Genomic DNA, 22,544 nt, shown 5'->3' with positions numbered 1-22,544 from the left:
TCATTCAACGTGGCTGCCTGCCAGCCACCTGAGTGCCTGGGAAGGCTGCACCAAAATGAGCGTTACGGATTTCTGGACACCATTCGAACTCAATTCATTTCTCAATGCCCTGTTCATCGGGCTGAGTATCGCAAGCATATGGTTGATCGCCGCAGTCGGGCTGACAATCATATACGGAACCATGGGCGTCATAAACATGGCCCACGGCGAGTTGATCATGCTCGGTGCCTATACGACTTATGTTCTGCAAACATTTTTCTACATACCGTTCCTTTTATGCCTTCCTCTCGTATTTATCATTGTCTCCATTTTCGGGCTGTTCATCGAGCGAACGATCATCCGAAGGCTTTACAATCGGCCACTCGACACGCTTCTCGCGACGTGGGGTCTGTCGCTGATCTTGATCCAGGGCGTGCGGGTGATCTTCGGAACCGCCCCCAAATATGTGTCCATTCCAAGCTGGTTGAATTTTCAGGTAAGCCTCGGATTCCTGCATTTGCCGGGTTTTCGGCTCTTCATCATCCTCGCTACCGCCGCGCTCATATTCGCAACCTGGTACATCGCCTACCGGACCACCTGGGGCATAAGGGTTCGCGCCGTGATGGCAGACCCGGATATGGCTTCCTCGTTCGGCATAGATAGCAACCGCATCTACAGCATCACCTTTGCCTATGGCGCCGGACTTGCCGGCGTCGCCGGGGCTCTCTTCGGCGGACTGAAGACACTGCTGCCGGACATGGGCAGCGGCTACATCGTCGAAGCTTTCCTCGTCGTCGTTGTTGGAGGAACCCAGCTGCTCGGGAGCATATTCAGCTCAATTATCCTTGGAGAGCTGGCGTCGATCTTTTCCTACTTCACGAATGATACTTTCGCGAGGTTCGTCCTGTTCACTCTTATTGTCATTTTTCTTCGGTTCAGGCCGCAAGGTCTCATTACCGAAGGGATGAAGCGTCGCTGACGCGGCCGGCTTGGAGAAGAAATCGTGTCTGCAAATATCTATCACAACCGAAAAGCCCAGTGGCTGGCATATATTGGACTGTTCTGCCTGCTGGCGCTTGTTCCAGCCCTGTTCGACAGTCCGTTCCTGCTTAACCAGCTCGCGCGCTATGCGGTCTTTGCGATGCTCGCGGTCTCGGTCAGCCTCGTCTGGGGATATGGCGGAATACTTAGCCTCGGACAGGGAATTGCATTTGGTTTGGCGGCCTATGGAATGGGCATGACCATGCAGATGCAGTTCCAGGATCCGGTATCCGACCCGGTTCCAAGCTTCATGCTGACGAATGACCTGAGCACCCTGCCTCTGCTCTGGGAACCGTTCTGGTCCACCCCGATCGGGCTTGCGCTCACCATTGCCGTGCCAACGATATTCTTCATCGGCTTCGGGGCAATGATGTTCCAGGCACGCGTTGCCGGGGTTTTCGTTGCGATCATGACGCTTGCGATGCTGGCTGCCTGGTACGCAATGGCCTACGACATGCAGCCGTTCACATCGGGGTTCAACGGCATATCACCGCCCATGCCATTCGAGTTTGCCGGCGTTTCGATCGATCCTTACAGCCCGACGGCATACCTGATCTGCGTTGGATTCCTTGCTGCACTCACGCTGTCAGCAAAGTTACTGATGCAGTCGAAGTTTGGTTTGATTGTGCAAGCCATCCGCGATGATCCCGAGCGCGTCAGGTTTCTCGGCTACAACGTCGCCTATTATCAGGTCATCGTGTTTGCGATCTCCGGTTTCATCGCGGCGTGCGGCGGCCTCTGTTGGGTGATGGTCGTCCAATATGTATCGCCCACTTCCCTTGAACTCACGCTAAGCGTCTCCGCAGTCATCTGGGCGGCTGTGGGCGGCCGGCTGTCGCTGCTCGGCGCCATCCTCGGCGCGTATCTAGTCAACGGGCTGCAAAGCTACATGGGAGACGAACTCCAGGATGTCTGGATGATCGTCCTCGGCTCGATATTCATCGGGGTCGTGCTGTTCCTGCCTCGCGGCCTTGTCGGCCTGATCGAGGACGCGCTTGGATACTTCACCGGCAAGTCGGAAACCGAAACCTCCGGCGTAGCAATCGAGAGGGCCGTATGATGTCGCTCTTGGAACTAAGGAATGTGAGCAAGCGCTATGGCGATTTTGCCGCCATAGATGGACTGGACCTGACCATCAACAAGGGCGAGTTGCGTTGCTTGCTCGGGCCGAACGGCGCGGGAAAAAGCACATGCATGGACCTGATCGTGGGGCGTCAACGTGTCAGTGAAGGCACCGTCAGCCTTATGGGTACGGACATCGCCGCCTTGTCGGAACACCAGATCGCCCGGAAAGGGGTTGGCCGCAAATTCCAGATCCCCTCTGTCTTCAAGGAACTCACCGTAAGGCAGAACCTTGAGGTCGCGTTCAACCGCAACAAGGACCCCTTTCTCAACATGCTCTCGTTCAAGCACTTCAAGGGACAGAAGCGCTACGACGAGATCACCGACCTGATCGGCTTGAAAGACCGCTCCAACACCGTCTCCGGCCTGCTCTCGCACGGCGAGACCCAATGGCTGGAAATCGGGCTTGTGCTGATGCAGGACCCCGTTCTGCTTCTGATGGACGAGCCGACCGCAGGCATGACAGAGCAGGAAACCTACAAGACGTCGCAGATTTTCAACACACTCAAAGGCAGCCACACGCTGGTCGTCGTCGAGCACGATATGTCCTTCGTGAGGGAGATTGCCGACGTCATCACGGTGATGCACATGGGCAAGCTGCTCGCCGAAGGAACCATAACGGAGATAGAAAACAATCCGCAGGTACGGAACGTCTATCTCGGCACTGAGGGGATCCACTAGATGCTCCGGCTTGTTGACGTAACGTCGTACTACGGCAAGACCCCTATTCTTCACGGGATAAACATCGACTTGAAGAAGGGCGAATGCCTGTGCGTTATCGGACGCAATGGCGTGGGCAAAACCACGCTCATGCAGACGGTCATGGGGCTGACCACCCGGATCGATGGAAAAATATCCATCGACGGGGAGGAAATGACGCAGCGCAGCACCGCGGAAAGGGCCATTGCCGGGCTGGGATACGTGCCTCAAGGCCGGCGGATTTTCGGCAAGTTCACCGTTCGCGAAAACATCCTTCTGGGCACTTTCGCGCGCCAAGGCATCAAGGCGCAGATCCCCGAGATATGCCTGGAACTGTTCCCCTACTTGCGCGAAAACCTGGACAAGAAGGCAGCCTTCCTTTCAGGCGGTCAGTTGCAGCAGCTCGCCATCGCGCGCGCTCTGGCGACCGATCCGAAAATACTTCTTCTCGACGAGCCAACCGAAGGCATCCAGCCGAACATCGTCGAAGACATTTATCACACGCTCGTCCGGCTGAATAAAAACATCGGAATAACGCTTGTCCTGACCGAGCAGCATATAAAAATCGCCAAGTCCCTGTCCGACAAATTCATTATCATGGATACAGGGAGACTGGTTCATTCAGGAACATCCGAAGAACTTACCGACGATGTCGTTAATACTTATCTTTCAATATAGAATAAATTACCAAATAGGAGAGTCGGATATATTACAATAGCGACTCTCCGGACTGATTGACCATCAGCCTCAGCAGAAGTGGATAACGGCAAAAACACCGAGGAGACTCGCAGCCGTGTTTTTGAAGGCTTCGGACCAAGGAGTCCCACGGCAAGCCTGGAAGCTGACGCCCTGGGGACCTCACGTAAACAACCTCAATTGGCTCCGGCCATCGTGCAGCATCATGGCGCCAAAACGGAGCATCACGAGCAAAAACAAGCGTGAGACCACACAGCCCCCAAGACAGCCGATAGATTTCACCACTTGGATTCGGCTTCCCGACGTCACTATGCAGCCATCTTGCGAGGCATGCGCATTGCCGCGGAAGCATTGACCGCATTCTTCTGGCAAAGAGAAACAAGAGAGGAGATGGTGGGTGTGCACAGGATCGAACTGTGGACCCGCTGATTAAGAGTCAGCTGCTCTACCAACTGAGCTACACACCCACGCCGCCGGAGAAACCAGCGTTGGCGCGCATATAACCGGCGCTATCTGGCATGTCTAGCCCTGTACGATCATTTCCCGACAAATCGCCGAACTAGTTGGGGTTCATCCGTCCGACGATGAAATTTCACCCGCACATCACACGAAAATCCGGCCTTCGCCGACTTTAACCGCATGGCCGCCAATACGCGCTGCAATCAGTTTCCGGTGCTCGACGTCAAGCTCGAGCCGTATCCGGGAAGGCCTTCCCATTTCCAACCCTTGTTCGATCCACAAGCTCGACAGGCCGTCTCCAGGCTGGTCGAAATGCATGATGGTGCCGGCAAAGGCGGCGGCGGCCGAACCGGTCGCCGGGTCCTCGTAGGAAGGATTTCCCGGAACGAACATGCGCACATGAAAGGCGCTGTTATGGTTCACCGTTTCACGACAGTAGATATAAGGGCTGGCAAATGCCCACTCGCTCTTGCGCGGTGCAAGTTCCGCCCACGCCTGGTTGTCCAACCGGGCCTTGGCCGCGGCGCTGAGACCGCTCACCGGAATGGTCACATAGGGAACGCCCGCCGACCAGAATGTGGGCTTGTGGTTTTCGAAACCGATCTCATGCGGTCCAAGCCCGAGTGCTGCGCCAATCGCTTTCGCGTCGGCGGAAAGGTCCAACGGTTCAGGCAGCTTTGCCAGGTCGAACTCCGCGAAGGTCTCTTCCTCGCCCCTTTTTACTGCACAGCGCACCGGGCCGATATTTTCTTCAAGAACGAAAATACCGGCCACGTCAGCGGAATTGCTCAACTCGGAAAGGGCAACGGCACTACCTACCGTCGGGTGCCCGGCGAACGGCATCTCATAGTCCGGCGTGAAGATGCGAATGCGAGCCCGGTGCGCGGCATTGTCGGCCGGCAGCACAAACACCGATTCGGACAGGTTGAACTCGCGTGCGATCCGTTGCATCGCCTTGGCATCCAGGCCATCGCAGTCCAGCACGATAGCAAGCGGATTGCCCGTCAATCGCTCGGTCGTGAACACGTCATAGAGCAGATAGCTGCGTCCCTGCATTGTCGAAACCCCGACGCGACACCAAACATGAGCGAAAATTAATTTGTATTTCAGTCCCTAAGGCCTGATGTGTGACATTCAGGGATGCCACATTGCTATAGGGGTCCGCCATGGACCAGATTGTCAATCCGCCACGCGCGGAATCGGATGCTTCCATCGAAGCCAGTCTCGCGCTGGACAGCAAGGGTGTGTCCGGCATCCGGCGCCGGCGAATGTGGCTCTACGTCCTGCTGGCGCTGGCCGTCATTGCAGCCGCAATCTTTGCCTATACCCGGCTGACAGCGGCACCCGTGCGCATCGAATACGTTACCCAGCCTGCGGCCCTTGCCGACCTCACCGTCGAGGTCTCAGCCACCGGCACTTTGCAGCCGCTTAATCAGGTCGATATTTCCAGCGAACTGTCGGGCGTCGTCCGCTCCGTCTCGGCAGACGAGAACCAGGAGGTGAACAAGGGCGACGTACTTGCCGCGCTCGACACCTCCAAGCTCGAGGCACAGATCGAGCGCGCGAAAGCCTCCGCCAAGGCCGCCGAAGCCAATGTCGAGGACGCCGCCGTCACGCTGAGGGAAAACGAGAAGGCGTTGGAGCGCGCGGCAGCCCTTGCCAAGCGCGGCATGGCGACGGATCAGGCACTTGAAGCCGCCACCGCAACGCGTGACCGCTCGCGCAGCGCCAAGGACATCGCTGAAGCCAACCTCGCCATTGCCGAGGCGGACGTGAAGTCGCAACAGACCGATCTTGCCAAGAGCACCATCTATGCTCCCATCGACGGCATCGTCCTTACCCGCTCGGTCGATCCGGGCCAGACCGTGGCGTCGTCATTGCAGGCGCCCGTCCTGTTCGTCATCGCCGCAGACTTGAAGAAAATGGAATTGAAGGCCGCCATAGACGAGGCCGATATCGGAACGGTCAAGGCCGGCCAGCAGGCCCGCTTCACCGTCGATGCCTTCCCCGACCGCACCTTCAATGCCGATATCCGCGACATCTCCTACGCCTCGGTCACCACCGACGGCGTCGTCACCTATGATGCAAGGCTGGATGTCATCAACGACGAACTCCTGCTTCGCCCCGGCATGACGGCAACGGTCACTGTCGTTACCAAAGAGGCCAAGGATGCATTGACGGTGCCATCGGCAGCTTTCCGCTACCGGCCGGCCGTCGCTCAGACAACGAGAAGCTGGAGCCTGCTCGACATGTTCACTGGCCGCATGGGGCGCCCGGGCGGAAACCGGTCGCGCCAGCAGGCCGCACCAGCCCCCGACGGTTCACGCACGCTCTACATCCTGAAGGACGGCGCACCGCAATCGGTCAACGTCAAGATCGGCTCCACCAATGGCGAACTGACCGAGGTCCTGTCCGGCCTGTCGGAGGGAGACAAGGTCATCACCGCCCAGCAGCAGCGGAGCTAGTCCCTTGGCCGGCCCCTTGCTGATAACCTTCGACAAGGTCTGGAAGACCTATGGCGAAGGCGAGGCCCAGGTCCACGCCCTTGCCGGCGTCGACATGGTCATCCGCCGCGGCGAATTCGTCGCCATCATGGGACCGTCCGGCTCCGGCAAGTCCACCTCCATGAACGTCATCGGCTGCCTCGATACGCCGACCGCCGGAACCTATTCCTTCATGGGCGTCGATGCCGGCCGGCTCGACCGCAACCGCCGCGCTTTGCTGCGCAACCTCTACATCGGCTTCGTCTTCCAGGGCTACAATCTCCTGCCCCGCACCACTGCGGCGGAAAACGTCGAACTGCCGCTCATCTATCGCGGCGTACCGGCGGGCGAACGCCGCACGCTTGCCATGAAAGCGCTGGCAGAGGTCGGCCTTCAGGGCCGCGAGCACCACACGCCCGCCGAACTCTCCGGCGGCCAGCAGCAGCGCGTGGCCATCGCCCGCGCCATCGTCACCCGCCCCACCCTTCTGGTGGCTGACGAGCCGACCGGCAACCTCGACACCGCCCGCAGCCACGAAATCATGGAACTGCTCACCCACCTCAACACCGACCTTGGCCTGACCATCGTCATGGTGACCCATGAAGCAGACGTGGCAGCCTATGCCCAGCGCACCATCGGCTTCCTCGATGGCCATGTGGCGTCGGATGTCAGCACCAGTCCGCGCGCGGTGGCATCATGATCTGGGAAACGGTGCGCCTCGCCCTTCGTTCGGTCCGCCGCAATGCGTTGCGTTCGTTCCTGACCCTGCTCGGCATCGTCATCGGCGTCGCCGCCGTCATCGCCATGCTGACCATCGGCTCCGGCACCACGGAAAAGGTCAAGTCCGACATTGCCAAGCTCGGCTCGAACCTGCTTGTCGTGCGCGCCGGCCGTCCTCCCGGCCCCGGCGGGCATGACGTGGTGCGCCGCCAGCTCGGTGAAAAGGAGCTCGACGCCCTCAACCATCGCCTCATCGGCGCGCGCGCCGTCGCCCCTGCGGCGCAAAAACAGGTCCGCGTCATCTACGGCACCGAAAGCCTCACCGCCGGCGTCACCGGCACTGACGCCGCCTTCCTCGATGCGCGCGACTGGACGCTCGTTTCCGGGCGCGCCTTCAGCGAATCCGAATCGCGAGGTGGCGCGGGCGTCTGCCTCATCGGCGAAACCGTGCGCCGCCAGTTCTTCCAATCCGGCGACCCCGACGGCGAGCTGATCCGCGTCAACCGCACCACCTGCAAGATCATCGGCGTGCTGGAATCGAAGGGCTACACCGGTTTCGGCCAGGACCAGGACAATGTCGTCCTGATGCCGCTCACCGCCTTCCAGCGCCGCATCGCCGGCAATCGCGACATCGACAACATCTACGTTGCCGCCGACGACGCCACCACCACGACCGAGCTCCTGCCGCGCGTCGAAAACATCCTGCGTGACGTGCGCCACATCCAGCCCGGCGGCGAGGACGATTTCGACATCCGCGACATGACCCAGATCGCGGAAACCATGACCAGCGCCACCACTACCATGACCGGCATGCTGGGCGCGGTCGCCGGCGTCAGCCTTCTGGTCGGCGGCATCGGTATCATGAACATCATGCTTGTGTCCGTCACGGAGCGAACGCGCGAGATCGGCATCAGGCTGGCCATCGGCGCGCAGGAAAAGCACATCCTCATCCAGTTTCTGGTTGAGGCGACCGTACTGTCGCTGCTCGGCGGCATCATCGGCATCGTCATCGGCCTGTCGCTGGCCGGCGTCGCCTCGGCAACACTCGCCATTCCATTCGTGCCGAGCCCCGCCGTGGTCATGCTGGCCGTCGGCTTTTCGGCATTGATCGGCATGATATTCGGCTTCTTCCCCGCGCTTCGGGGCGCACGGCTCGACCCGATCGAGGCGCTGCGGCACGAATAGCCGCCTCGCTGGAGAGCTTACTCCGTCAGCCTGAATCCGGATTGGCGAAGTGCCACTGCACCAGCGGCAGCATGTGCGGCATCAACCCATCGGGAAGGTCATCGGCGCTGCGGATGACCACCGGCCCTGAAATCTCCGGCTCGGTTTCCTTCGAGACATGCTCTTCGATGAGCGCCACTATGGTCTCGGCGGGTTCGGCCATCCGGTAGCGGCGGAAAATCACTATTCCCCCTTGCGTGGCCAGCACATGACAGCGTTGGCCACGCGCGGCCCGGCCCAGGTCAAGTCCGGTCTCCTCCCGAACCTCGCGGATCATGTTGTAGTCGATATCGACGATGCCATCGAAAAAGTCGGACGGTTCGAATGAGCCGGCGGCAAAATACACCCGCCCGGCGCTGACCGTATGCGATCCCATGCGTATAGCCACCAGCGCGCCGTCGCCGGAGACCAGCATTGCGTGCGCAAAGGCATGCGCGGTGCCAGGGGTTTCGCGGTTGTTGCGCCAATGCATGAAGGTCGCAAACCGCACCGGATGGCACGTGCCAGACAATTTCCCGCCCCGATAGGCGAGGCTCGACAAAAGCACCACCGTGCCGTTGAAAAGCGCCGGGTTGCGCGCGGTCTCGCGCTGCCAGTTCTCTTCTATCGCCTGCGCATGGTCCCGCTCGAACGGGTGCACACCCGTGTCGAGCCGCACGTCGATCCGATCGACCGGCAGTATGACATCGGGAGGCAGGTCGAAATTCAAAGATGACACTCAAACGATATCCAGCGTCACCGCCACGGGGCAGTGGTCGGAAGCCTTCGGCCTGTCCCATCCCGCGCGCGGAAAGCGTTCGACCTCCTGCCCCACTGGAAAGGGCGTGCGGAAAGGCTGGCCGTTGCGGATGATATCCGGCACCGCAGTTGCGTTCTGTGCCGCCAGTCCTTTGGACAGCAGGATGTAGTCGAGCTGGCAAAGATGCCGCTCCTGCGGCCCGCGCGTGTGATAGAGCGTCCACCGGTCCATTTCCGGCCGCCGCTCGATGACATTCTCGCAAAAGCCGCCAGCCAAAAGCACGTTGAGGCAGGATTGGTTCTCGTCAGCCACCTCGAAGCGATAGCCTTCATGCGCATCGCCGTCGATCAGGACACGCTGCCGGTAGTCGTTCATGTCGCCGCAGATTGCCCAGCGCTTGTCGGCGGCGTGATCGACGCCGAAGCGCTCCTCGATGATGCGGCGCACGGCTTGTGCCTCGGCAACGCGGATCGGCATGGTTGCCGCCCGTCCATCGAGCCCGTTGCGCGGCGAGCCCATCGACTTGAAATGCACGAGATAAAGCGTCAGCGGCTTGCCATCGACCTTGAGATCGATTTCCAGGCAGTCGCGCCGGAAAATGCGCTCATGCGGCTCCTGTCCGAGCGCCGCCAGTTCCGGCGTGTGAAGCCCGAACTCCTCGAACGTGACATGCGCGTGGCTGGTCATGCGCACGAATTCGATCGGCTGGCCATGCCCGGTCTCGTCGCGCATCATCAGCGCCACGTCGATGCCCCGCGAATCATTGCCCGCCGTGGTGAATTTCTGCCGGTAGCCCTGCCCCACCATCTTGAACAGGTAGCCGTATTCGAAGGCTTTCAACGCCTCGACGTTGTCCACCTCCTGCATGCAGATGATATCGGCCCGCGTCGCGGCGATGGCCAGCGCGGTCAATTGGCGCGTGTCGTCCGAATGCGCGATGGCGCGCGCCTGCTCAAGCGCCCGGTACTCGGCTTCCGTCTTGATGTCGAACAGGGCCAGCGTCCTGTCCTGGTTGAGCTGATTGCGGAAACCGGAGAAATCGAACCTGTTCATCAGGTTCTCGACATTGAAGGTGGCAAGGCGCAGCGACATGCACCGACAATTGCCTGCAAGCCGCGCCAAACACAAGTCCGGCAAGGAGTTTGGCTGACGGAACTTTTTCCGTTCATCCCCCGTTCATTGGCAAAACCTCATTGTCCCCTCAGTTCCGGGAGATCGGGCGTTGGGGCATCATCTTTTGGAGTGTCAGATGAAACCGCTGTTTTCGTTGCCAGTCAAAACCGGGCTTGCGGCGCTTTTCCTAGTCGCAGGTCTGTCAGCTCCCTCGTTAGCCGGGCCGGCGCCGGTGGCCACACCGGCTGTACCGCTCTCGGCAACACCGGGCGCCATCATGCCGGGCGGCAATCAGGTAGTGCCTGTCCGCGACGAATGGGCCGGTGACGGCCCGAGGTCAGGCAATTCGCAATATTGGCGTCGCTGGAACCGCGATCACTGGCGCGGCCGCCATCATGACGACTGGCGCTGGCGGGAACGCCGGCATCACAGGAATTTCTACGGCTCGGGTTTCTACTTGGGTTTGGGTATCGCACCTGCCTACCGGTACTACAACGAGCCGCGCCGCTATTATCGACCGCAGCGCGTCGGCAATGCGCATGTGCGCTGGTGCTACGCCCGCTATCGCTCATACCGGGCTTGGGACAACACCTTCCAGCCTTACAACGGGCCGCGCCAGCAGTGCTGGTCGCCCTATAGCTGATCCGATACCAATGGCGCCGCGGCTTCTGCGGCGCCATTTGAGGGTGTGCAGGAGATTTGGATCAGCTTGAGCCGAAAGCGGCAGCGTTCGAGAACCGAAGCGCAGTGTACACGAGGCTACATGAGCATCGGAAGCGCAGTAGGCTGCCGTTTGCAGGCCACCGTCATCCAAATCCACGCACACTCCTAGTCGGCGAACTCGACGCCCACGCGAGTCATGTCGCGCCATTTCACCCGTGCGCTGCGCGCATGCGATCCTTTTATGGTGAGATCGAAACTGCTTGGCACCGCCGAGGTTTCACCGAAATTCAGCAAGACGCCGCGTTCCGATTCGTTGCGCACCAGACCTTCCAGCGCGCCGTAGCCGTTGTTGAACGACAATGTCGCACCCTTCAGCACGCGCCGGCGCGTGACGGCGCGGCGTTCGGCAAAGACCTCGCCGTCCAGCCCGATCGACTTTTCCCTGATCGTGTCCATCGTCCCTTTCCAGTTGTCCCATGCATGGGCCAAGCCAGAAACGTGCCAGCCTGCCTGTTCCGGAATGGAACACAAGAAATGGGCCGGCGGTCTGCACCACCGGCCCCTCAGGCGTAAAAATCGGGTGGCGGCCCGGTCCGCTGTGCCAGTTGGCGATGGGCTTCGAGGAGCCGGAGCGCAGCGTACATAAAGGTACGTGAGCACCGGAAGCCGAGAAGACCGCGCCAGATGGCCAGCAGAACGCGCCGAAAAGGATTTTTTAGTTTTTGGCCTTGTCGACCAGCTTGTTCTTCGCAATCCAGGGCATCATGGCGCGCAGCTTGGCGCCGACTTCCTCGATCTGGTGGCTGTCGTTGTTGCGGCGGATGCCCTTGAAGCGCGCGAGGCCGGCACGGTATTCCTGCATCCACTCGCTGGTGAACTTGCCGGTCTGGATGTCGTTCAGAACGCGCTTCATCTCGGCCTTTGTGTCCGCTGTAATGATGCGCGGACCCGAGACATACTCGCCCCACTCCGCGGTGTTCGAGATCGAGTAGTTCATGTTGGCGATGCCGCCTTCGTAGATCAGGTCGACGATCAGCTTCACTTCGTGCAGGCACTCGAAATAGGCCATTTCCGGCGCGTAGCCGGCTTCCACCAGCGTCTCGAAACCGGCGCGGATCAGCTCGACCAGGCCGCCACACAGCACGACCTGCTCGCCGAACAGGTCGGTTTCGCATTCTTCGCGGAAATTCGTCTCGATGATGCCCGAACGGCCACCGCCGACACCGCAGGCGTAGGACAGGGCAAGATCAAGCGCATTACCGGAAGCATCGTGGTTGACGGCAACCAGGCACGGCACGCCGCCGCCCTTCTGGTATTCACCGCGCACGGTGTGGCCCGGGCCCTTCGGCGCGATCATGACAACGTCGACGGTGTCCTTCGGCTCGATCAGGCCGAAATGTACGTTGAGGCCGTGTGCGAAAGCGATGGCAGCGCCGTCGCGGATGTTCGGCGCGATTTCGTTCTTGTAGATGTCGGCCTGCAGTTCATCGGGCGTCGCCATCATCATCAGGTCGGCCCACTTGGCGACATCGGCAACGCTCATCACCTTGAGACCGTCGGCCTCGACCTTCTTGGCGGTCGCCGAACCCGGCTTCAGGCCGATGGCGATTTCCTTGCAGCCCGAATCCTTGAGGTTCAGCGCATGCGCCCGGCCCTGCGAGCCGTAGCCGATAATGGCAACCTTCTTGCCCTTGATGAGATTGAGATCGGCGTCGCGATCGTAATAGACACGCATGTTGGAATCCTTCCCGTTTTCTAATCGAATAGTCCTATTGGGTCTTCCTTGCCCCGTAGAGGGCGAGAAACTGTCTTGTGGCGCGCGCCGCGTCTTCGGCGATCGCCGCTTCGGTCATGCCCGGCCAGTTGCCGAGCAGGAGGCGGATCTGCACATCGCGCGCGACCAGCCCGAAAAATGTCCTGAACGCCGTCTCCGCGTCCTCGAAAACCAGGACGCCGCTGCGCTTGCCGGCATCGAGAACCGGCTTCAGCCGTTTGGCCAGCGCAAAGCGTCCGTTATCGAGCACGATGGCGCCCAGATTGTCCCTTCCCGACCCGGCGTGGCTGATGGCGACGCGGTTCAGCGCAATCGAGGTATCGCTGGAAATCACCTTCAGCCAATCGCGGGCAAAGCCTTCCAGGCTCTCGGTCAGCGAAATCAGGTCGACCTTGCCTTGATCGACCGGCGCTACCCTCACCTTGGAAGCCTGCCAGCGCACCGTCGCATTGAGCAGGCCGTCGCGATCGCCAAACCATTTGTAGAGGCTTTCCTTGGAGCAGCTTGCCCGCCGCGCCACGGCTGCCATCGTCAAATTGTCCCCTTCCTCCACGAGCAAACGCAAGGCGGCGTCCAGCACGTCCTTCTGACGCTCCGTCAGCCTTTCGCCATCGAAGGTTCCGTCTGCCTGCAACACGTTCTTCCTGCCGGAATGAATTTGATTGCGTACCGTACGTTACGGTTCGGCATATGCCAAATTCCTGCGTTGGGCGCAAGTCAATTTGACCGGCAAGTTCACGGCAATCCGGTTTGAGTGGCGCGATCCGATCCGGCCGGCATTCACGCCGGTCTTTTCTGCCAGTCCTTTGCTTCTGTGGAAGCTGCCGGATGCGCACGCCAGTCGAGTTCGGCAAGGCCAGTCGCCTCGAAAGGATCGACCACGGTTCCCGCCACCAGGGCTGCCAGTATCTGCGGCGCGGGAGGGATTGTCGCAAGCGTCGCCACCAGCCTGTCGCGCAGGAAAGGCAGCAAGGTGGAGTCCGATTGGTAGAAGGGCGTGAACATGCGCGACAGCATCTGGAAAACCCGCACATGCCGTCGCCTTGTCCGCGCATACCGCGTCAACGCCGCTTCAACATCCTTCGATGACCCTAGTGCGCGGGCAAGTGCCGCGGCGTCCAGCAACGCCATGTTCGCGCCCTGGCCGAGCTGCGGGCTGGTCGAATGCGCCGCATCGCCGATTACCGCCAGTCGTCGGCCCGCAGGCACTTTCATCGTATGATGGCCATAGCGGGCCAGCGTAAGCTGGTCGAAGCCGTCGATCTGCTCCGTGAAGGCCTCGCACTCGGGCCAAAGCCGAACGATCCTTTCCTTCCACGCCTCGATACCTGCGGCTTGAACCTGTTGGGCCGTCTCCGGCTTCAGGCTCCAGAAAAATGCAGCCATTCGGCCAGCGCCGGGCTTCGGGCTACCAATTGGCAGCACACCGACCATGACGCTTGCCTTGTCATAGCGCTGCAACAGCGCGCGCTCGTCGAAGCCTTCGCCGCGCCAGTCGAGCGAAGCCCAGAACGCGCCATATGCCAAGGCCGTGGGCTCGCAAGGCGCATCGGCAAAATGCCGCAACCTGGATCGGGCACCCGTGGCATCGATGATGAGATCGAACGGTCCGATCCGGCGCCCGTCCGTACAGATCAACATGGCCCTTTCCCCGACGTCGAGGCCTTCGACATCGACCCCGGTTTCGATAGCGAGACCTTCGCGCCGGGTCGCCGTTTCAAGGACCCCGAACAATGCCGAGCGATGCACTGCCAGCCCGAACCGCCCGCCGGCAAGCGCTCCATAGCGCACATCGAGTACCGTACGGCCTGACGTCGCGTCGATGCCATGCAACCGATCGATGCGACTGCCGAGGTCCATGATTTGTCCGAATAGCCCAAGATCGTGCAACACGGTCAGCCCGGTCGGTTGCAGGATCAAGCCGGACCCGACCGGAGCCACCTTGTCGAACTTCTCGAAAATGGTCACGCGATGGCCGGCGCGCTTCAGATAAAGTGCCGCGGCAAGCCCCGCCGGCCCTGCCCCGCAGATCGCTATTTCGAGTTTGCCGCCCAATCGGTCCCCTGGCCCTAGATCGCGACCTGCGTGCCGATCTCCACCACCCTGCCGGTCGGGATCTGGAAATACTCGGTCGCGTCCGCCGCCGAGCGCGCCAGCCCGATGAACAGCCGGTCCTGCCAGCGCGGCATGCCGGAATTGGGCGAAGCCTTCAGCGAGCGCCGCGACAGGAAGAACGAAGTCGTCATGATGTCGAACTTCCAGCCCTGCTTGCGGCAGGAAGCCAGCGCGCGCGGGATATTCGGCTGTTCCATGTAGCCGAAGGTCAGTGTCACCCGCATGAACAGGTCGTTGATGGTTTCCATCTTTACCCGTTCGCTGTCCGGCACCCTTGGCCGTGGAGCGGTCACCACCGACAGGATGACGTTCTGCTCATGCAGCACCTTGTAGTGCTTGAGGCTGTGCATCAGCGCCGTCGGCGCGCTCAGCGGATCGCTGGTCAGGAACACGGCGGTGCCCGAAACGAGTTGCGGCTTCTTCTTGATCAGGTTGCCGGCCAGGAAATCGAGTGGAATCTCGTTCTTGCGCGTCTTGTCGAACAGGAACCGGCTGCCCCTGATCCAGGTCACCATGACCAGGCCCATGACGCAGGCAACGCTGATCGACACCCAGCCGCCATCCGCCACCTTGAAGGCATTGGACAGGAAGAAGCCGGCATCGATGACCCCGAACAGCAGCGCAAGCGCAAATGCTGCGCCGAAACGCCATTTCCACATCGAGCGCATGACCACGAACAAAAGGAAGGTCGTCATCAGCATTTCGCCGGTCACCGAGATGCCATAGGCCGAGGCAAGCGAACTGGAGTCGCCGAAACCGACGACCAGCAGCATGACCGAAATGGCGATGATGAAATTCACGCGCGGCATGTAGATCTGGCCAAGCTGCATCTCGGAGGTGTGCTGCACCTCGATGCGCGGCAAAAGGTTGAGCTGCACCGCCTGGCGGGTCAGCGAGAATGCCCCGGAAATAACCGCCTGGCTGGCAATGACGGTCGCCGCAGTGGCCAGGGCGACCATCGGCGCCAGCCCCCATTCCGGCAGCATCTCGAAGAACGGCTTGTCAGGCACCGATCCATGCGCGAGCACATAGGCGCCCTGCCCGAAATAGTTGAGCAGCAGGCACGGAAACACGATCCAAAACCAGGTCAGCACGATCGGCCGGCGGCCGAAATGTCCGAGGTCGACATAAAGCGCCTCGGCACCGGTCACCGCGAGGAAAACAGCACCCACCGTGATGAAGGCCACATCGGGCTCGGCGAAGAGATAAAGCAGCGCATGGTAGGGATTGACCGCAAGCAGCACGGTTGGATCGTCCCAAATGTGCAACAAGCCCGCGATGCCGAGAGCCAGGAACCACAACGCCATTACCGGCCCGAAAACCACCGCCACGCGCCCGCTGCCGAAGCGCTGCACCGAAAAAAGCAGCGCCAGGATGACCAGCGTGATCGGCACGACATAAGGGTCGAAGGCCGGCGTCACCACCTCCAGGCCTTCCACCGCAGAAAGCACGGAAATTGCCGGGGTAATGATCGAATCGCCGAAAAACAGCGCCGCGCCGCACAGGCCGACGCCGAGGATCCATTTCGATCCGACCGGATAGGCGCTGCGGGCAAGCGCCATCAGCGAAAGCGTGCCGCCCTCGCCATTGTTGTCTGCGCGCAGCACGAAGGCCACGTATTTGATCGTCACGATGATCGTCAGCGCCCAGACGATCAGCGAAAGCACGCCCAGCACATCCTCGCGGATGAAGGTAGGCCCGGATGCGTGCAGCGCTTCGCGAAAGGCGTAGATCGGGCTCGTGCCTATGTCGCCATAGACCACGCCGAGCGCCCCCACCATCAAAACCCCGGTGCTTTGCTTTTCAGGCTCGGGATGGGTGGATTGTTCGACGGGCTCTGCCTCCCTACCAGTATTGGTAAAGGCCATGAACGACACTCCGATCAGCGCGCGGTGCTCTACCCTTGCTGCAATGCAATATCAAGTACCTTGGCATCTTTGCGGTGTGGATCGATCGCCTACCAGCCGCAGGCTTTCAAAAAGCGCTGCGTCGTCCGTGCCATGCCATACTCCAGCGCATCGGCTGTCAAGCCGTGTCCGATAGAAACCTCCGCAAGCTGCGGAATGCGCTTGTTGAGAGCCGGCAGATTGGCCACCACGAGGTCGTGCCCGGCATTGACGGCAAGACCGTTCTCCAATGCGGCCTCGGCCGTATTGCCCAATCTTTCCAGTTCCTTCGCCACCTTTGCGGAATCGGCATATGAGCTGGCATAAGGGCCCGTATAAAGCTCGATTCGGTCCGCGCCCGTATCGCGCGCCGCGTGCACGCCTGCGGGGTCTGCATCGGAAAACAGCGATACGCGAAATCCACCCTTTTTCAGGCGCTTCACAATCGGATTGAGGAATGCCGCCTGTTCGACAAAATTCCAGCCGTGATCGGAAGTCGCCTGCGCCGGATCGTCCGGAACCAGCGTCACCTGTTCCGGCTGGTGTTTTTCGACAAGTTGCAGGAATTCCTCGGTCGGATAGCCCTCGATGTTGAATTCGGCCTGCGGAAACTCATCGTCGATGAGCGCGCGGATCTCGGGCAGGTCCGAATTGCGCGTGTGCCTCTGGTCGGGTCGCGGATGCACGGTCAGGCCGTGCGCGCCGGCGGCCAGCGCAATGCGGCCAAGCCCGACCACGCTCGGCCAAGGCAGGTTGCGACGGTTACGCAACATGGCGATGGCGTTCAGGTTGACCGACAGTTTTGCAGGCATTCCCGTCTCCAGCCAATGCATGCCTCCCGAAAATGGCATCCGGTTTCGGGACGAAGACATGCATAAAATCAAAAAGCTAAACGTCTGAAGCGACCTGAAGGATCGCGACGCGTTCAGCCCGCGCAGCGCATCTATACTGCCTTTGACGGGAACAGACAGCGTTTTCATGTGTTCCAGTTAAAGCGATGGCCAGCACAAGGATCGACAATGAATTTTCTCGAAAGCGTTCCCGCGATCCGCCGCATCGAGACGACACGGCCAGACCTGTTCGCGGTAGATATCGTCGGCCTCGTCACGCCTGCCGATGCCGAGAACCTGTTCGGGCTTCTGGAGGCTGCCTATGCGCTGCATCCAAGGGTGGACGTTCTCGTCCGGCTGCTGGACTATGAAGGCGCAGACTGGTCAGGCATTGCCCCTGAAACCGTCGAAAAGGGCAAGGCGCTGGCAGCCGAGCATGTCGGCCGCTGCGCCAGCATCGGCGAACCGGACTGGATAGCTGAGACGCAGGGCTTCCTTGCGTCCTCTACGCCGGTCGAATTGAAACACTTTGAGGCCGGGCAAGAGGAAGCTGCCTGGCGCTGGCTGGGTTCGCGGCCGCTTGAAAATCCATAAATCACTTGGCCATCAGCGCACGATGGTCAGCCGCTCCGCCGCCCGCGTAATCGCCGTGTAAAGCCAGCGCTGGCGCGTGTCCTTGAAGGCCCAGCTTTCGTCGAACAGCACGACATCGTTCCATTGCGAGCCCTGCGCCTTATGCACCGTCAGCGCATAGCCATAGTCGAAATCGTCGAAGCGCTTCTTCTGCTGCCACGGAATTTCGGCTTCCGCATCCTCGAAAGCGGCCTTGAGCAGCTTGATCTTGGCAACGCCCCGGTCTGGATCGTCCTCTTCCGGTGACACCAGAAGGTTGATGCCGGGCTTCACCGTTTCGCGCGAAGACGTCATGACTTTCCACAGCGAACCATTGAGCAGGCCCTTGGCCGGATCGTTGCGCAGGCACACCAGCTTGTCGCCCGCCTGAGGATACTCGGCGGTGAACCCTTTCAGCTCACGCAAGCGATGATTGTAGCGCCGCCGCGTCCTGTTGGTGCCGACAAGAACCTGATCCGCCTTCAAGACAAGGTCCTGGGTCACGCCTTCCTTGCCGATCACCTGGGCCGTCCCATAGTCCCCTTGCAGGAACTCACGGCCTTCACGCACGTCGAGCGCCAGACGGATGATCGGGTTGTCGCGCGCCTGCCGGTGGATTTCGGTGAGCAGGAAGTCCGGGTCGTGGTCGGTGAAGAACCCGCCGCCTGAAATCGGCGGCAGCTGGCCCGGATCGCCAAGCACCAGGATCGGCGTGCCGAAGCTCATCAGGTCGCGGCCGAGCTGCTCATCCACCATCGAGCATTCGTCGATGATGACCAGCGCCGCCTTGGAAATCGGGCTTTGCCGGTTGAGCGAAAACGTCGGCGACATCGACGTCTTCCCGGTCGTCTCGTCCTCGACGGCTTCCTCGCCGCGCGGGCGGTAGATCAGCGAATGGATGGTGCGGGCATTGATTGCGCCTTTCGAGCGCAGCACCTGCGCCGCCTTGCCGGTGAAGGCTGCAAACTGCACCTGCCCGTCGACATGCTCGGCGAAGTAGCGCGCAAGCGTCGTCTTGCCCGTGCCGGCATAGCCGAACAGGCGGAAAATCTGCGGCTTTCCGGCCTTCAGCCACTTGGCGACGGCCTTTAGCGCATCATCCTGTTGCGGAGAAAATTCCATGCAATCGTGAGACAGGATTCGGCGTCGAAGGGCAAGGGCTTTGCCCTCCTGACGAATTGCAGCCTAGCGGTACAATCTCGCCGGATCAAGAACAAAATAGGAACATATGCGCCCGGAAAACAGACCCATTTACCGGTCAGCCCGGTGCATGCGCTTGCGGATCGTTCTCCAGCAGGATCGGCTTGCCGTGCGGCGTGGCGTGCGCGGCACGTTCCCAGGCCGCGGCATAGGCATCGACGTCACTGGTCGCAGCAAAGCCCTTTGCCGCAAGCAGCTTTTCCAGCGCTGCCAGCCAATGCTCGTAGTAGTCGTGCCCATCGGCAGCGGCGTCAGGCTTCTTGACCTCGCTCGACAGCGCTTCGGCCCATTCGCCCCACGAAAACAGGCCCTTTTGATGCAGCGCCACCGTCATGGCAAACGCCTGCGCCTGCCAGGGCTCGTCGAAAACTTTTGCCTCGAGCGCGAAGCCGCTGTCGTCATGCCTGCTCAAGATAGCTCTCCCAGGCGTCGATCGAGACCGTCAGCGTCGGATCGGCTCCCTCGCCCCAGATTTCCGGGCCGTCGAACACCACTGTGTAGAGCCACTGCGGCACCTCGCCCTTTTGGTGCGCATTGCTGTCGGGGAAGACATAGCCCTCGCGAACGGCCTCGACGAGGCCGTTCTTTGCCCTTGCGTAGCGGGGAAGCCGCGTATGCCCGGTCGGGTTGAAATTCTTCGTGCGCACCCGGTCGCCTGCCTTGAAGCGCGCTGGCGTTTCCATCGGCCGGTCGCATGGCCCGCCTCTGGCCAACGTCGCCGCCACGTCCGCCGCTTTCAACACCCGCTTCGGCGGTGCCGTCCCATCCACTGCCTTGCCGGCGGCAAGGTCGGCTGCACTGACGAAGCCGTGCCGCTGCAAAAGCGTCTCCAGCCCCTTGATCCAGATCTGGTAGTAGCTCGACGTGTAATATTCTGCCGGCGGCAAGGTTTCGCGCGCATGCCGGCTCTCGTCGATATTCCACGCCCCGAAGGCGCCGGCGGCAAGCGTTACGCCCAGCGCGCGCTTTTCCCATTCGGCATGGAAGATCGGCTCGTCCTTCTCAGGCGCGACCGGGCCAAATCCCATCTGCCCGCCAAGGTCCTGCGGTCCGTTCATGCGGGTTGCCTCGCCAGCCCGGTGCCGATCATCGAATCGCGCGTGACAAGTTCGGCAAGCTGGTCCTCGCCGAGACCATCCGCACCTTCGGGCCGCATCGGCACCACAAGGTAACGCAGTTCCGCCGTGGAATCCCACACCCTTACCTTCATGTCGGCAGGCAGCGTTACGCCGAATTCGGCCAGTACCCCGCGCGGATCGATCACGGCGCGGCTGCGGTAAGGCGGAGCCTTGTACCAGACGGGCGGCAGCCCAAGCACCGGCCACGGATAGCAGGAGCACAGCGTGCACACGATCATGTTGTGCGTGTCGGGCGTGTTGAACACCGCCTGCATATGCTCGCCCTGCCGCCCCACGAACCCGAGCGAGGCAATTGCCGCAGTCGCATCGCGCTTGAGCCAGTCGGCATAGGCCGGATCGCTCCACGCCTTGGCCACCACCTTGGCTCCGTTGCGCGGCCCGACCTTGGTTTCATAGGTATCGACAATGGCGTCCACCGCCGCCGGATCGATCAAGCCCTTTTGCGTCAGGATCGTCTCCAGCGCACGCACCCGCGCGGCGAAGGGGTCGAGTTCATTGTCGTGATGGTGATGATGGTCGTGATCGTGTGACATGGTCAGGACCCTATGCCTGCCTTCACGAGCGTTCAAGCGGCCTGCACTGGCAGTGCGTCAGATTTGCATCAGGGCGGGCCGAAAACGGCGGCTTTCGAGAAGCCCAAACCCTACTTGACCATCGGCCACAGCGTCGCCGCCAGCAGGACACCCATGGCGATGTTGAACCATTTCAGCCGCACCGGATCGGACAGGAACCCGCGCAGCGCCATGCCGAACCCCGCCCATGTCGAAACGCTGGGCAGGTTCACAATGCCAAACACCAATCCGATCAAAAACACCGACCACAACGGCGCGGCGGGATCGGTGTAGACGGCCATCGCCGTCACCGCCATCACCCAGGCCTTGGGATTCACCCATTGGAACGCCGCGGCCTCAAGGAAGGTCATAGGCCGCGACTTGGCCTCGCCCTTGCCCTCGATCGAGCGCGACATCGCGATCTTCCATGCAAGATAGAGAAGATACGCACCGCCGGCGATCTTCAGGCCGGTGTGCAGTGCCGGAAACGCCGTAAGTACCGCGCCCAGCCCAAGCCCTACCGCCAGCAACAGCACGACGAAGCCTATGCCGATGCCCAGCATGTGCGGGATCGTGCGCGCGAATCCGAAATTCACACCCGACGTCAACAGCATGAGATTGTTCGGCCCCGGCGTGATCGAGGTCACGAACGCGTAGGCCAGCAGGGCAAGCAATGTGTCGTACGACATGAGCGCGCCTCAATTTAGGTCAGTAATACTGTCTATTCTTGAACGACCCCGCAGCAGCCACTTGCCGGCCGTCAATCGGTCCAGCAGGCAAAAACCACCGGAAAAATCAGAAAACTCGGCGGTTACATGCCCTGCTGGCCGCGGTTCATCGCGGCCACGCCGGTGCGGCAGATTTCCACCAGTCCGAGCGGGCGCATGATGGCGATGAACTGGTCGATCTTCGAGCCCTTGCCGGTAATCTGGAAGATGAAATGCTCGGTGTTTGCGTCCACCACATGGGCGCGGAAGGCGTCGGCAAGGCGCAGCGCCTCGACCCGCTCCGTTCCGGTTCCGGCAACCTTGATCAGCGCCAGTTCCCGCTCCAGCGGCCGCTCCTGGCCGAGTTCGTGCGCGCGCACGGTAAGATCGACCACCCGATGCACCGGCACGATGCGCTCGAGCTGGTGCTTGATCTGCTCCAGCACATGCGGCGTACCGCTCGTCACGATGGTGATGCGCGAAAGCCGCTGCTCGTGCTCGGTCTCCGAGACGGTCAGGCTTTCGATATTGTAGCCGCGTCCGGAGAACAGGCCGATGACGCGCGCCAGCACGCCCGGCTCGTTGTCCACCAGTACCGAAAGCGTATGGATTTCCGGCTTCTCGGTTTCCTTGGCGATGAAATAGGCCGAACCGGTCGGTTGAAGCTGCGCGTTCATGGTTGAATCTCTATCTTGAATTCTTTTGCTAAATCACTGTTTCCGCACAGCTTCCGCCGGCATTAATTCGAGACGCCAGGATTTTGGTCAGGGTGAGCCGAAGATGGTGGCTTTC

Annotated in this window: 24 protein-coding genes and 1 tRNA gene; 9 read left to right on the top strand and 16 right to left on the bottom strand. The window is 61.0% G+C overall.

The window, feature by feature from the left end; translation table 11 throughout:
* Window positions 1–55 precede the first annotated feature (55 nt).
* Genes urtB through ASD50_RS15405 form a run of 4 tightly spaced genes read left to right on the top strand, consistent with a single transcriptional unit; the run spans window position 56 to window position 3,519 of the window.
* Window positions 56–958: an urea ABC transporter permease subunit UrtB gene (urtB, locus tag ASD50_RS15420; protein WP_056242962.1), complete on the top strand. Its 903-nt coding sequence runs from the start codon at window positions 56–58 to the stop codon at window positions 956–958.
* A gap of 24 nt (window positions 959–982) precedes the next feature.
* A complete protein-coding gene (gene urtC, locus ASD50_RS15415; RefSeq protein ID WP_056242961.1) occupies window positions 983–2,080 on the top strand; it encodes an urea ABC transporter permease subunit UrtC in 1,098 nt (365 codons plus the stop codon).
* Window positions 2,080–2,823 carry an urea ABC transporter ATP-binding protein UrtD gene (gene urtD / locus ASD50_RS15410; protein WP_056242958.1) on the top strand — a complete coding sequence of 248 codons (744 nt, stop codon included), beginning with the start codon at window positions 2,080–2,082 and terminating at the stop codon, window positions 2,821–2,823. Before urtC ends, urtD begins: the two co-directional genes overlap by 1 nt.
* Window positions 2,824–3,519 carry an ABC transporter ATP-binding protein gene (locus ASD50_RS15405; protein WP_056242956.1) on the top strand — a complete coding sequence of 232 codons (696 nt, stop codon included), beginning with the start codon at window positions 2,824–2,826 and terminating at the stop codon, window positions 3,517–3,519. It abuts the gene before it with no gap.
* A gap of 409 nt (window positions 3,520–3,928) precedes the next feature.
* Here ASD50_RS15405 and ASD50_RS15400 read toward each other — a convergent pair.
* Together ASD50_RS15400 and ASD50_RS15395 are read right to left on the bottom strand one after the other, a co-directional pair.
* Window positions 3,929–4,004, bottom strand: a tRNA-Lys gene (locus tag ASD50_RS15400).
* Window positions 4,005–4,140: 136 nt separating this feature from the next.
* Window positions 4,141–5,052, bottom strand: coding sequence for a PhzF family phenazine biosynthesis protein (locus ASD50_RS15395; RefSeq protein ID WP_056242954.1), 912 nt, complete (start codon window positions 5,050–5,052; stop codon window positions 4,141–4,143).
* A gap of 110 nt (window positions 5,053–5,162) precedes the next feature.
* Between ASD50_RS15395 and ASD50_RS15390 the strand changes: the two genes are divergently transcribed.
* From ASD50_RS15390 to ASD50_RS15380, 3 genes are read left to right on the top strand one after another with little or no spacing between them, the layout of a single operon-like run.
* Window positions 5,163–6,461 carry an efflux RND transporter periplasmic adaptor subunit gene (locus tag ASD50_RS15390; RefSeq protein ID WP_056242952.1) on the top strand — a complete coding sequence of 433 codons (1,299 nt, stop codon included), beginning with the start codon at window positions 5,163–5,165 and terminating at the stop codon, window positions 6,459–6,461.
* 4 nt (window positions 6,462–6,465) lie between these two features.
* Complete coding sequence (locus tag ASD50_RS15385; RefSeq protein ID WP_056242950.1) at window positions 6,466–7,179, top strand: ABC transporter ATP-binding protein; 714 nt, start codon at window positions 6,466–6,468, stop codon at window positions 7,177–7,179.
* Window positions 7,176–8,384: an ABC transporter permease gene (locus ASD50_RS15380; protein ID WP_056242948.1), complete on the top strand. Its 1,209-nt coding sequence runs from the start codon at window positions 7,176–7,178 to the stop codon at window positions 8,382–8,384. The genes ASD50_RS15385 and ASD50_RS15380 overlap by 4 nt, the downstream gene beginning before the upstream one ends.
* Window positions 8,385–8,409: 25 nt before the next feature.
* On the opposite strand, the gene ASD50_RS15375 is transcribed toward ASD50_RS15380, so the two are convergent.
* Together ASD50_RS15375 and ASD50_RS15370 are read right to left on the bottom strand one after the other, a co-directional pair.
* Window positions 8,410–9,132, bottom strand: coding sequence for a hypothetical protein (locus ASD50_RS15375; protein WP_056242946.1), 723 nt, complete (start codon window positions 9,130–9,132; stop codon window positions 8,410–8,412).
* A gap of 9 nt (window positions 9,133–9,141) precedes the next feature.
* Complete coding sequence (locus tag ASD50_RS15370; protein WP_056242944.1) at window positions 9,142–10,254, bottom strand: endonuclease/exonuclease/phosphatase family protein; 1,113 nt, start codon at window positions 10,252–10,254, stop codon at window positions 9,142–9,144.
* A 157-nt stretch (window positions 10,255–10,411) separates the two neighbouring features.
* Here ASD50_RS15370 and ASD50_RS15365 point away from each other — a divergent pair, with 157 nt between their 5' ends.
* Complete coding sequence (locus tag ASD50_RS15365) at window positions 10,412–10,918, top strand: BA14K family protein (protein WP_056242942.1); 507 nt, start codon at window positions 10,412–10,414, stop codon at window positions 10,916–10,918.
* 185 nt (window positions 10,919–11,103) lie between these two features.
* Here ASD50_RS15365 and ASD50_RS15360 read toward each other — a convergent pair whose 3' ends face one another.
* The 6 genes from ASD50_RS15360 to ASD50_RS15335 form a co-directional block, all read right to left on the bottom strand.
* Window positions 11,104–11,394 (bottom strand): hypothetical protein, encoded by a 291-nt coding sequence (locus ASD50_RS15360; protein ID WP_056242940.1) that lies wholly within the window; start codon window positions 11,392–11,394, stop codon window positions 11,104–11,106.
* Window positions 11,395–11,653: 259 nt separating this feature from the next.
* Window positions 11,654–12,673 (bottom strand): ketol-acid reductoisomerase, encoded by a 1,020-nt coding sequence (ilvC, locus tag ASD50_RS15355; protein ID WP_056242938.1) that lies wholly within the window; start codon window positions 12,671–12,673, stop codon window positions 11,654–11,656.
* 34 nt (window positions 12,674–12,707) lie between these two features.
* Complete coding sequence (locus ASD50_RS15350) at window positions 12,708–13,346, bottom strand: TetR/AcrR family transcriptional regulator (protein WP_056242937.1); 639 nt, start codon at window positions 13,344–13,346, stop codon at window positions 12,708–12,710.
* Between the two features lie 146 nt (window positions 13,347–13,492).
* Complete coding sequence (locus tag ASD50_RS15345) at window positions 13,493–14,767, bottom strand: FAD-dependent oxidoreductase (RefSeq protein ID WP_056242935.1); 1,275 nt, start codon at window positions 14,765–14,767, stop codon at window positions 13,493–13,495.
* A gap of 14 nt (window positions 14,768–14,781) precedes the next feature.
* Window positions 14,782–16,695, bottom strand: coding sequence for a potassium transporter Kup (locus ASD50_RS15340; protein WP_056243740.1), 1,914 nt, complete (start codon window positions 16,693–16,695; stop codon window positions 14,782–14,784).
* An 89-nt stretch (window positions 16,696–16,784) separates the two neighbouring features.
* On the bottom strand, window positions 16,785–17,525 hold the full coding sequence (locus ASD50_RS15335; RefSeq protein WP_056243738.1) for a pyridoxine 5'-phosphate synthase: 741 nt from the start codon (window positions 17,523–17,525) through the stop codon (window positions 16,785–16,787).
* A 207-nt stretch (window positions 17,526–17,732) separates the two neighbouring features.
* Between ASD50_RS15335 and ASD50_RS15330 the strand changes: the two genes are divergently transcribed.
* The gene (locus tag ASD50_RS15330; protein WP_056242933.1) at window positions 17,733–18,137 is read left to right on the top strand and encodes an STAS/SEC14 domain-containing protein; all 405 of its coding nucleotides are present in this window, start codon (window positions 17,733–17,735) and stop codon (window positions 18,135–18,137) included.
* Between the two features lie 12 nt (window positions 18,138–18,149).
* On the opposite strand, the gene ASD50_RS15325 is transcribed toward ASD50_RS15330, so the two are convergent.
* The 6 genes from ASD50_RS15325 to ilvN form a co-directional block, all read right to left on the bottom strand.
* Window positions 18,150–19,277: an ATP-dependent DNA helicase gene (locus tag ASD50_RS15325; protein WP_056242931.1), complete on the bottom strand. Its 1,128-nt coding sequence runs from the start codon at window positions 19,275–19,277 to the stop codon at window positions 18,150–18,152.
* A 136-nt stretch (window positions 19,278–19,413) separates the two neighbouring features.
* Window positions 19,414–19,767 carry a nitrile hydratase accessory protein gene (locus ASD50_RS15320; protein ID WP_056242929.1) on the bottom strand — a complete coding sequence of 118 codons (354 nt, stop codon included), beginning with the start codon at window positions 19,765–19,767 and terminating at the stop codon, window positions 19,414–19,416.
* Window positions 19,754–20,413, bottom strand: a complete 660-nt coding sequence (nthB, locus tag ASD50_RS15315; protein ID WP_056242927.1) for a nitrile hydratase subunit beta — start codon at window positions 20,411–20,413, stop codon at window positions 19,754–19,756. Before nthB ends, ASD50_RS15320 begins: the two co-directional genes overlap by 14 nt.
* Window positions 20,410–21,027: a nitrile hydratase subunit alpha gene (gene nthA / locus ASD50_RS15310; protein ID WP_056242925.1), complete on the bottom strand. Its 618-nt coding sequence runs from the start codon at window positions 21,025–21,027 to the stop codon at window positions 20,410–20,412. Before nthA ends, nthB begins: the two co-directional genes overlap by 4 nt.
* Window positions 21,028–21,137: 110 nt before the next feature.
* On the bottom strand, window positions 21,138–21,734 hold the full coding sequence (locus tag ASD50_RS15305; protein ID WP_056242923.1) for a LysE family translocator: 597 nt from the start codon (window positions 21,732–21,734) through the stop codon (window positions 21,138–21,140).
* 122 nt (window positions 21,735–21,856) lie between these two features.
* Window positions 21,857–22,429, bottom strand: coding sequence for an acetolactate synthase small subunit (gene ilvN, locus ASD50_RS15300; protein WP_056242921.1), 573 nt, complete (start codon window positions 22,427–22,429; stop codon window positions 21,857–21,859).
* Window positions 22,430–22,544 lie beyond the last annotated feature (115 nt).

Source organism: Mesorhizobium sp. Root552, from assembly GCF_001427285.1.
GTDB lineage: Bacteria > Pseudomonadota > Alphaproteobacteria > Rhizobiales > Rhizobiaceae > Mesorhizobium.
This window is presented reverse-complemented; position numbering and strand designations above follow the sequence as displayed.

Excerpts from the sequence above, each read along its gene's own strand:
- urtB (WP_056242962.1), top strand. The coding sequence starts at position 56 with ATGAGCGTTACGGATTTCTGGACACCATTCGAACTCAATTCATTTCTC.
- urtD (WP_056242958.1), top strand. The coding sequence starts at position 2,080 with ATGTCGCTCTTGGAACTAAGGAATGTGAGCAAGCGCTATGGCGATTTT.
- ASD50_RS15405 (WP_056242956.1), top strand. The coding sequence starts at position 2,824 with ATGCTCCGGCTTGTTGACGTAACGTCGTACTACGGCAAGACCCCTATT.
- ASD50_RS15395 (WP_056242954.1), bottom strand. The coding sequence starts at position 5,052 with ATGCAGGGACGCAGCTATCTGCTCTATGACGTGTTCACGACCGAGCGA.
- ASD50_RS15390 (WP_056242952.1), top strand. The coding sequence starts at position 5,163 with ATGGACCAGATTGTCAATCCGCCACGCGCGGAATCGGATGCTTCCATC.
- ASD50_RS15380 (WP_056242948.1), top strand. The coding sequence starts at position 7,176 with ATGATCTGGGAAACGGTGCGCCTCGCCCTTCGTTCGGTCCGCCGCAAT.
- ASD50_RS15370 (WP_056242944.1), bottom strand. The coding sequence starts at position 10,254 with ATGTCGCTGCGCCTTGCCACCTTCAATGTCGAGAACCTGATGAACAGG.
- ASD50_RS15365 (WP_056242942.1), top strand. The coding sequence starts at position 10,412 with ATGAAACCGCTGTTTTCGTTGCCAGTCAAAACCGGGCTTGCGGCGCTT.
- ASD50_RS15360 (WP_056242940.1), bottom strand. The coding sequence starts at position 11,394 with ATGGACACGATCAGGGAAAAGTCGATCGGGCTGGACGGCGAGGTCTTT.
- ilvC (WP_056242938.1), bottom strand. The coding sequence starts at position 12,673 with ATGCGTGTCTATTACGATCGCGACGCCGATCTCAATCTCATCAAGGGC.
- ASD50_RS15340 (WP_056243740.1), bottom strand. The coding sequence starts at position 16,695 with ATGGCCTTTACCAATACTGGTAGGGAGGCAGAGCCCGTCGAACAATCC.
- ASD50_RS15335 (WP_056243738.1), bottom strand. The coding sequence starts at position 17,525 with ATGCCTGCAAAACTGTCGGTCAACCTGAACGCCATCGCCATGTTGCGT.
- ASD50_RS15330 (WP_056242933.1), top strand. The coding sequence starts at position 17,733 with ATGAATTTTCTCGAAAGCGTTCCCGCGATCCGCCGCATCGAGACGACA.
- ASD50_RS15325 (WP_056242931.1), bottom strand. The coding sequence starts at position 19,277 with ATGGAATTTTCTCCGCAACAGGATGATGCGCTAAAGGCCGTCGCCAAG.
- nthB (WP_056242927.1), bottom strand. The coding sequence starts at position 20,413 with ATGAACGGACCGCAGGACCTTGGCGGGCAGATGGGATTTGGCCCGGTC.
- nthA (WP_056242925.1), bottom strand. The coding sequence starts at position 21,027 with ATGTCACACGATCACGACCATCATCACCATCACGACAATGAACTCGAC.
- ASD50_RS15305 (WP_056242923.1), bottom strand. The coding sequence starts at position 21,734 with ATGTCGTACGACACATTGCTTGCCCTGCTGGCCTACGCGTTCGTGACC.
- ilvN (WP_056242921.1), bottom strand. The coding sequence starts at position 22,429 with ATGAACGCGCAGCTTCAACCGACCGGTTCGGCCTATTTCATCGCCAAG.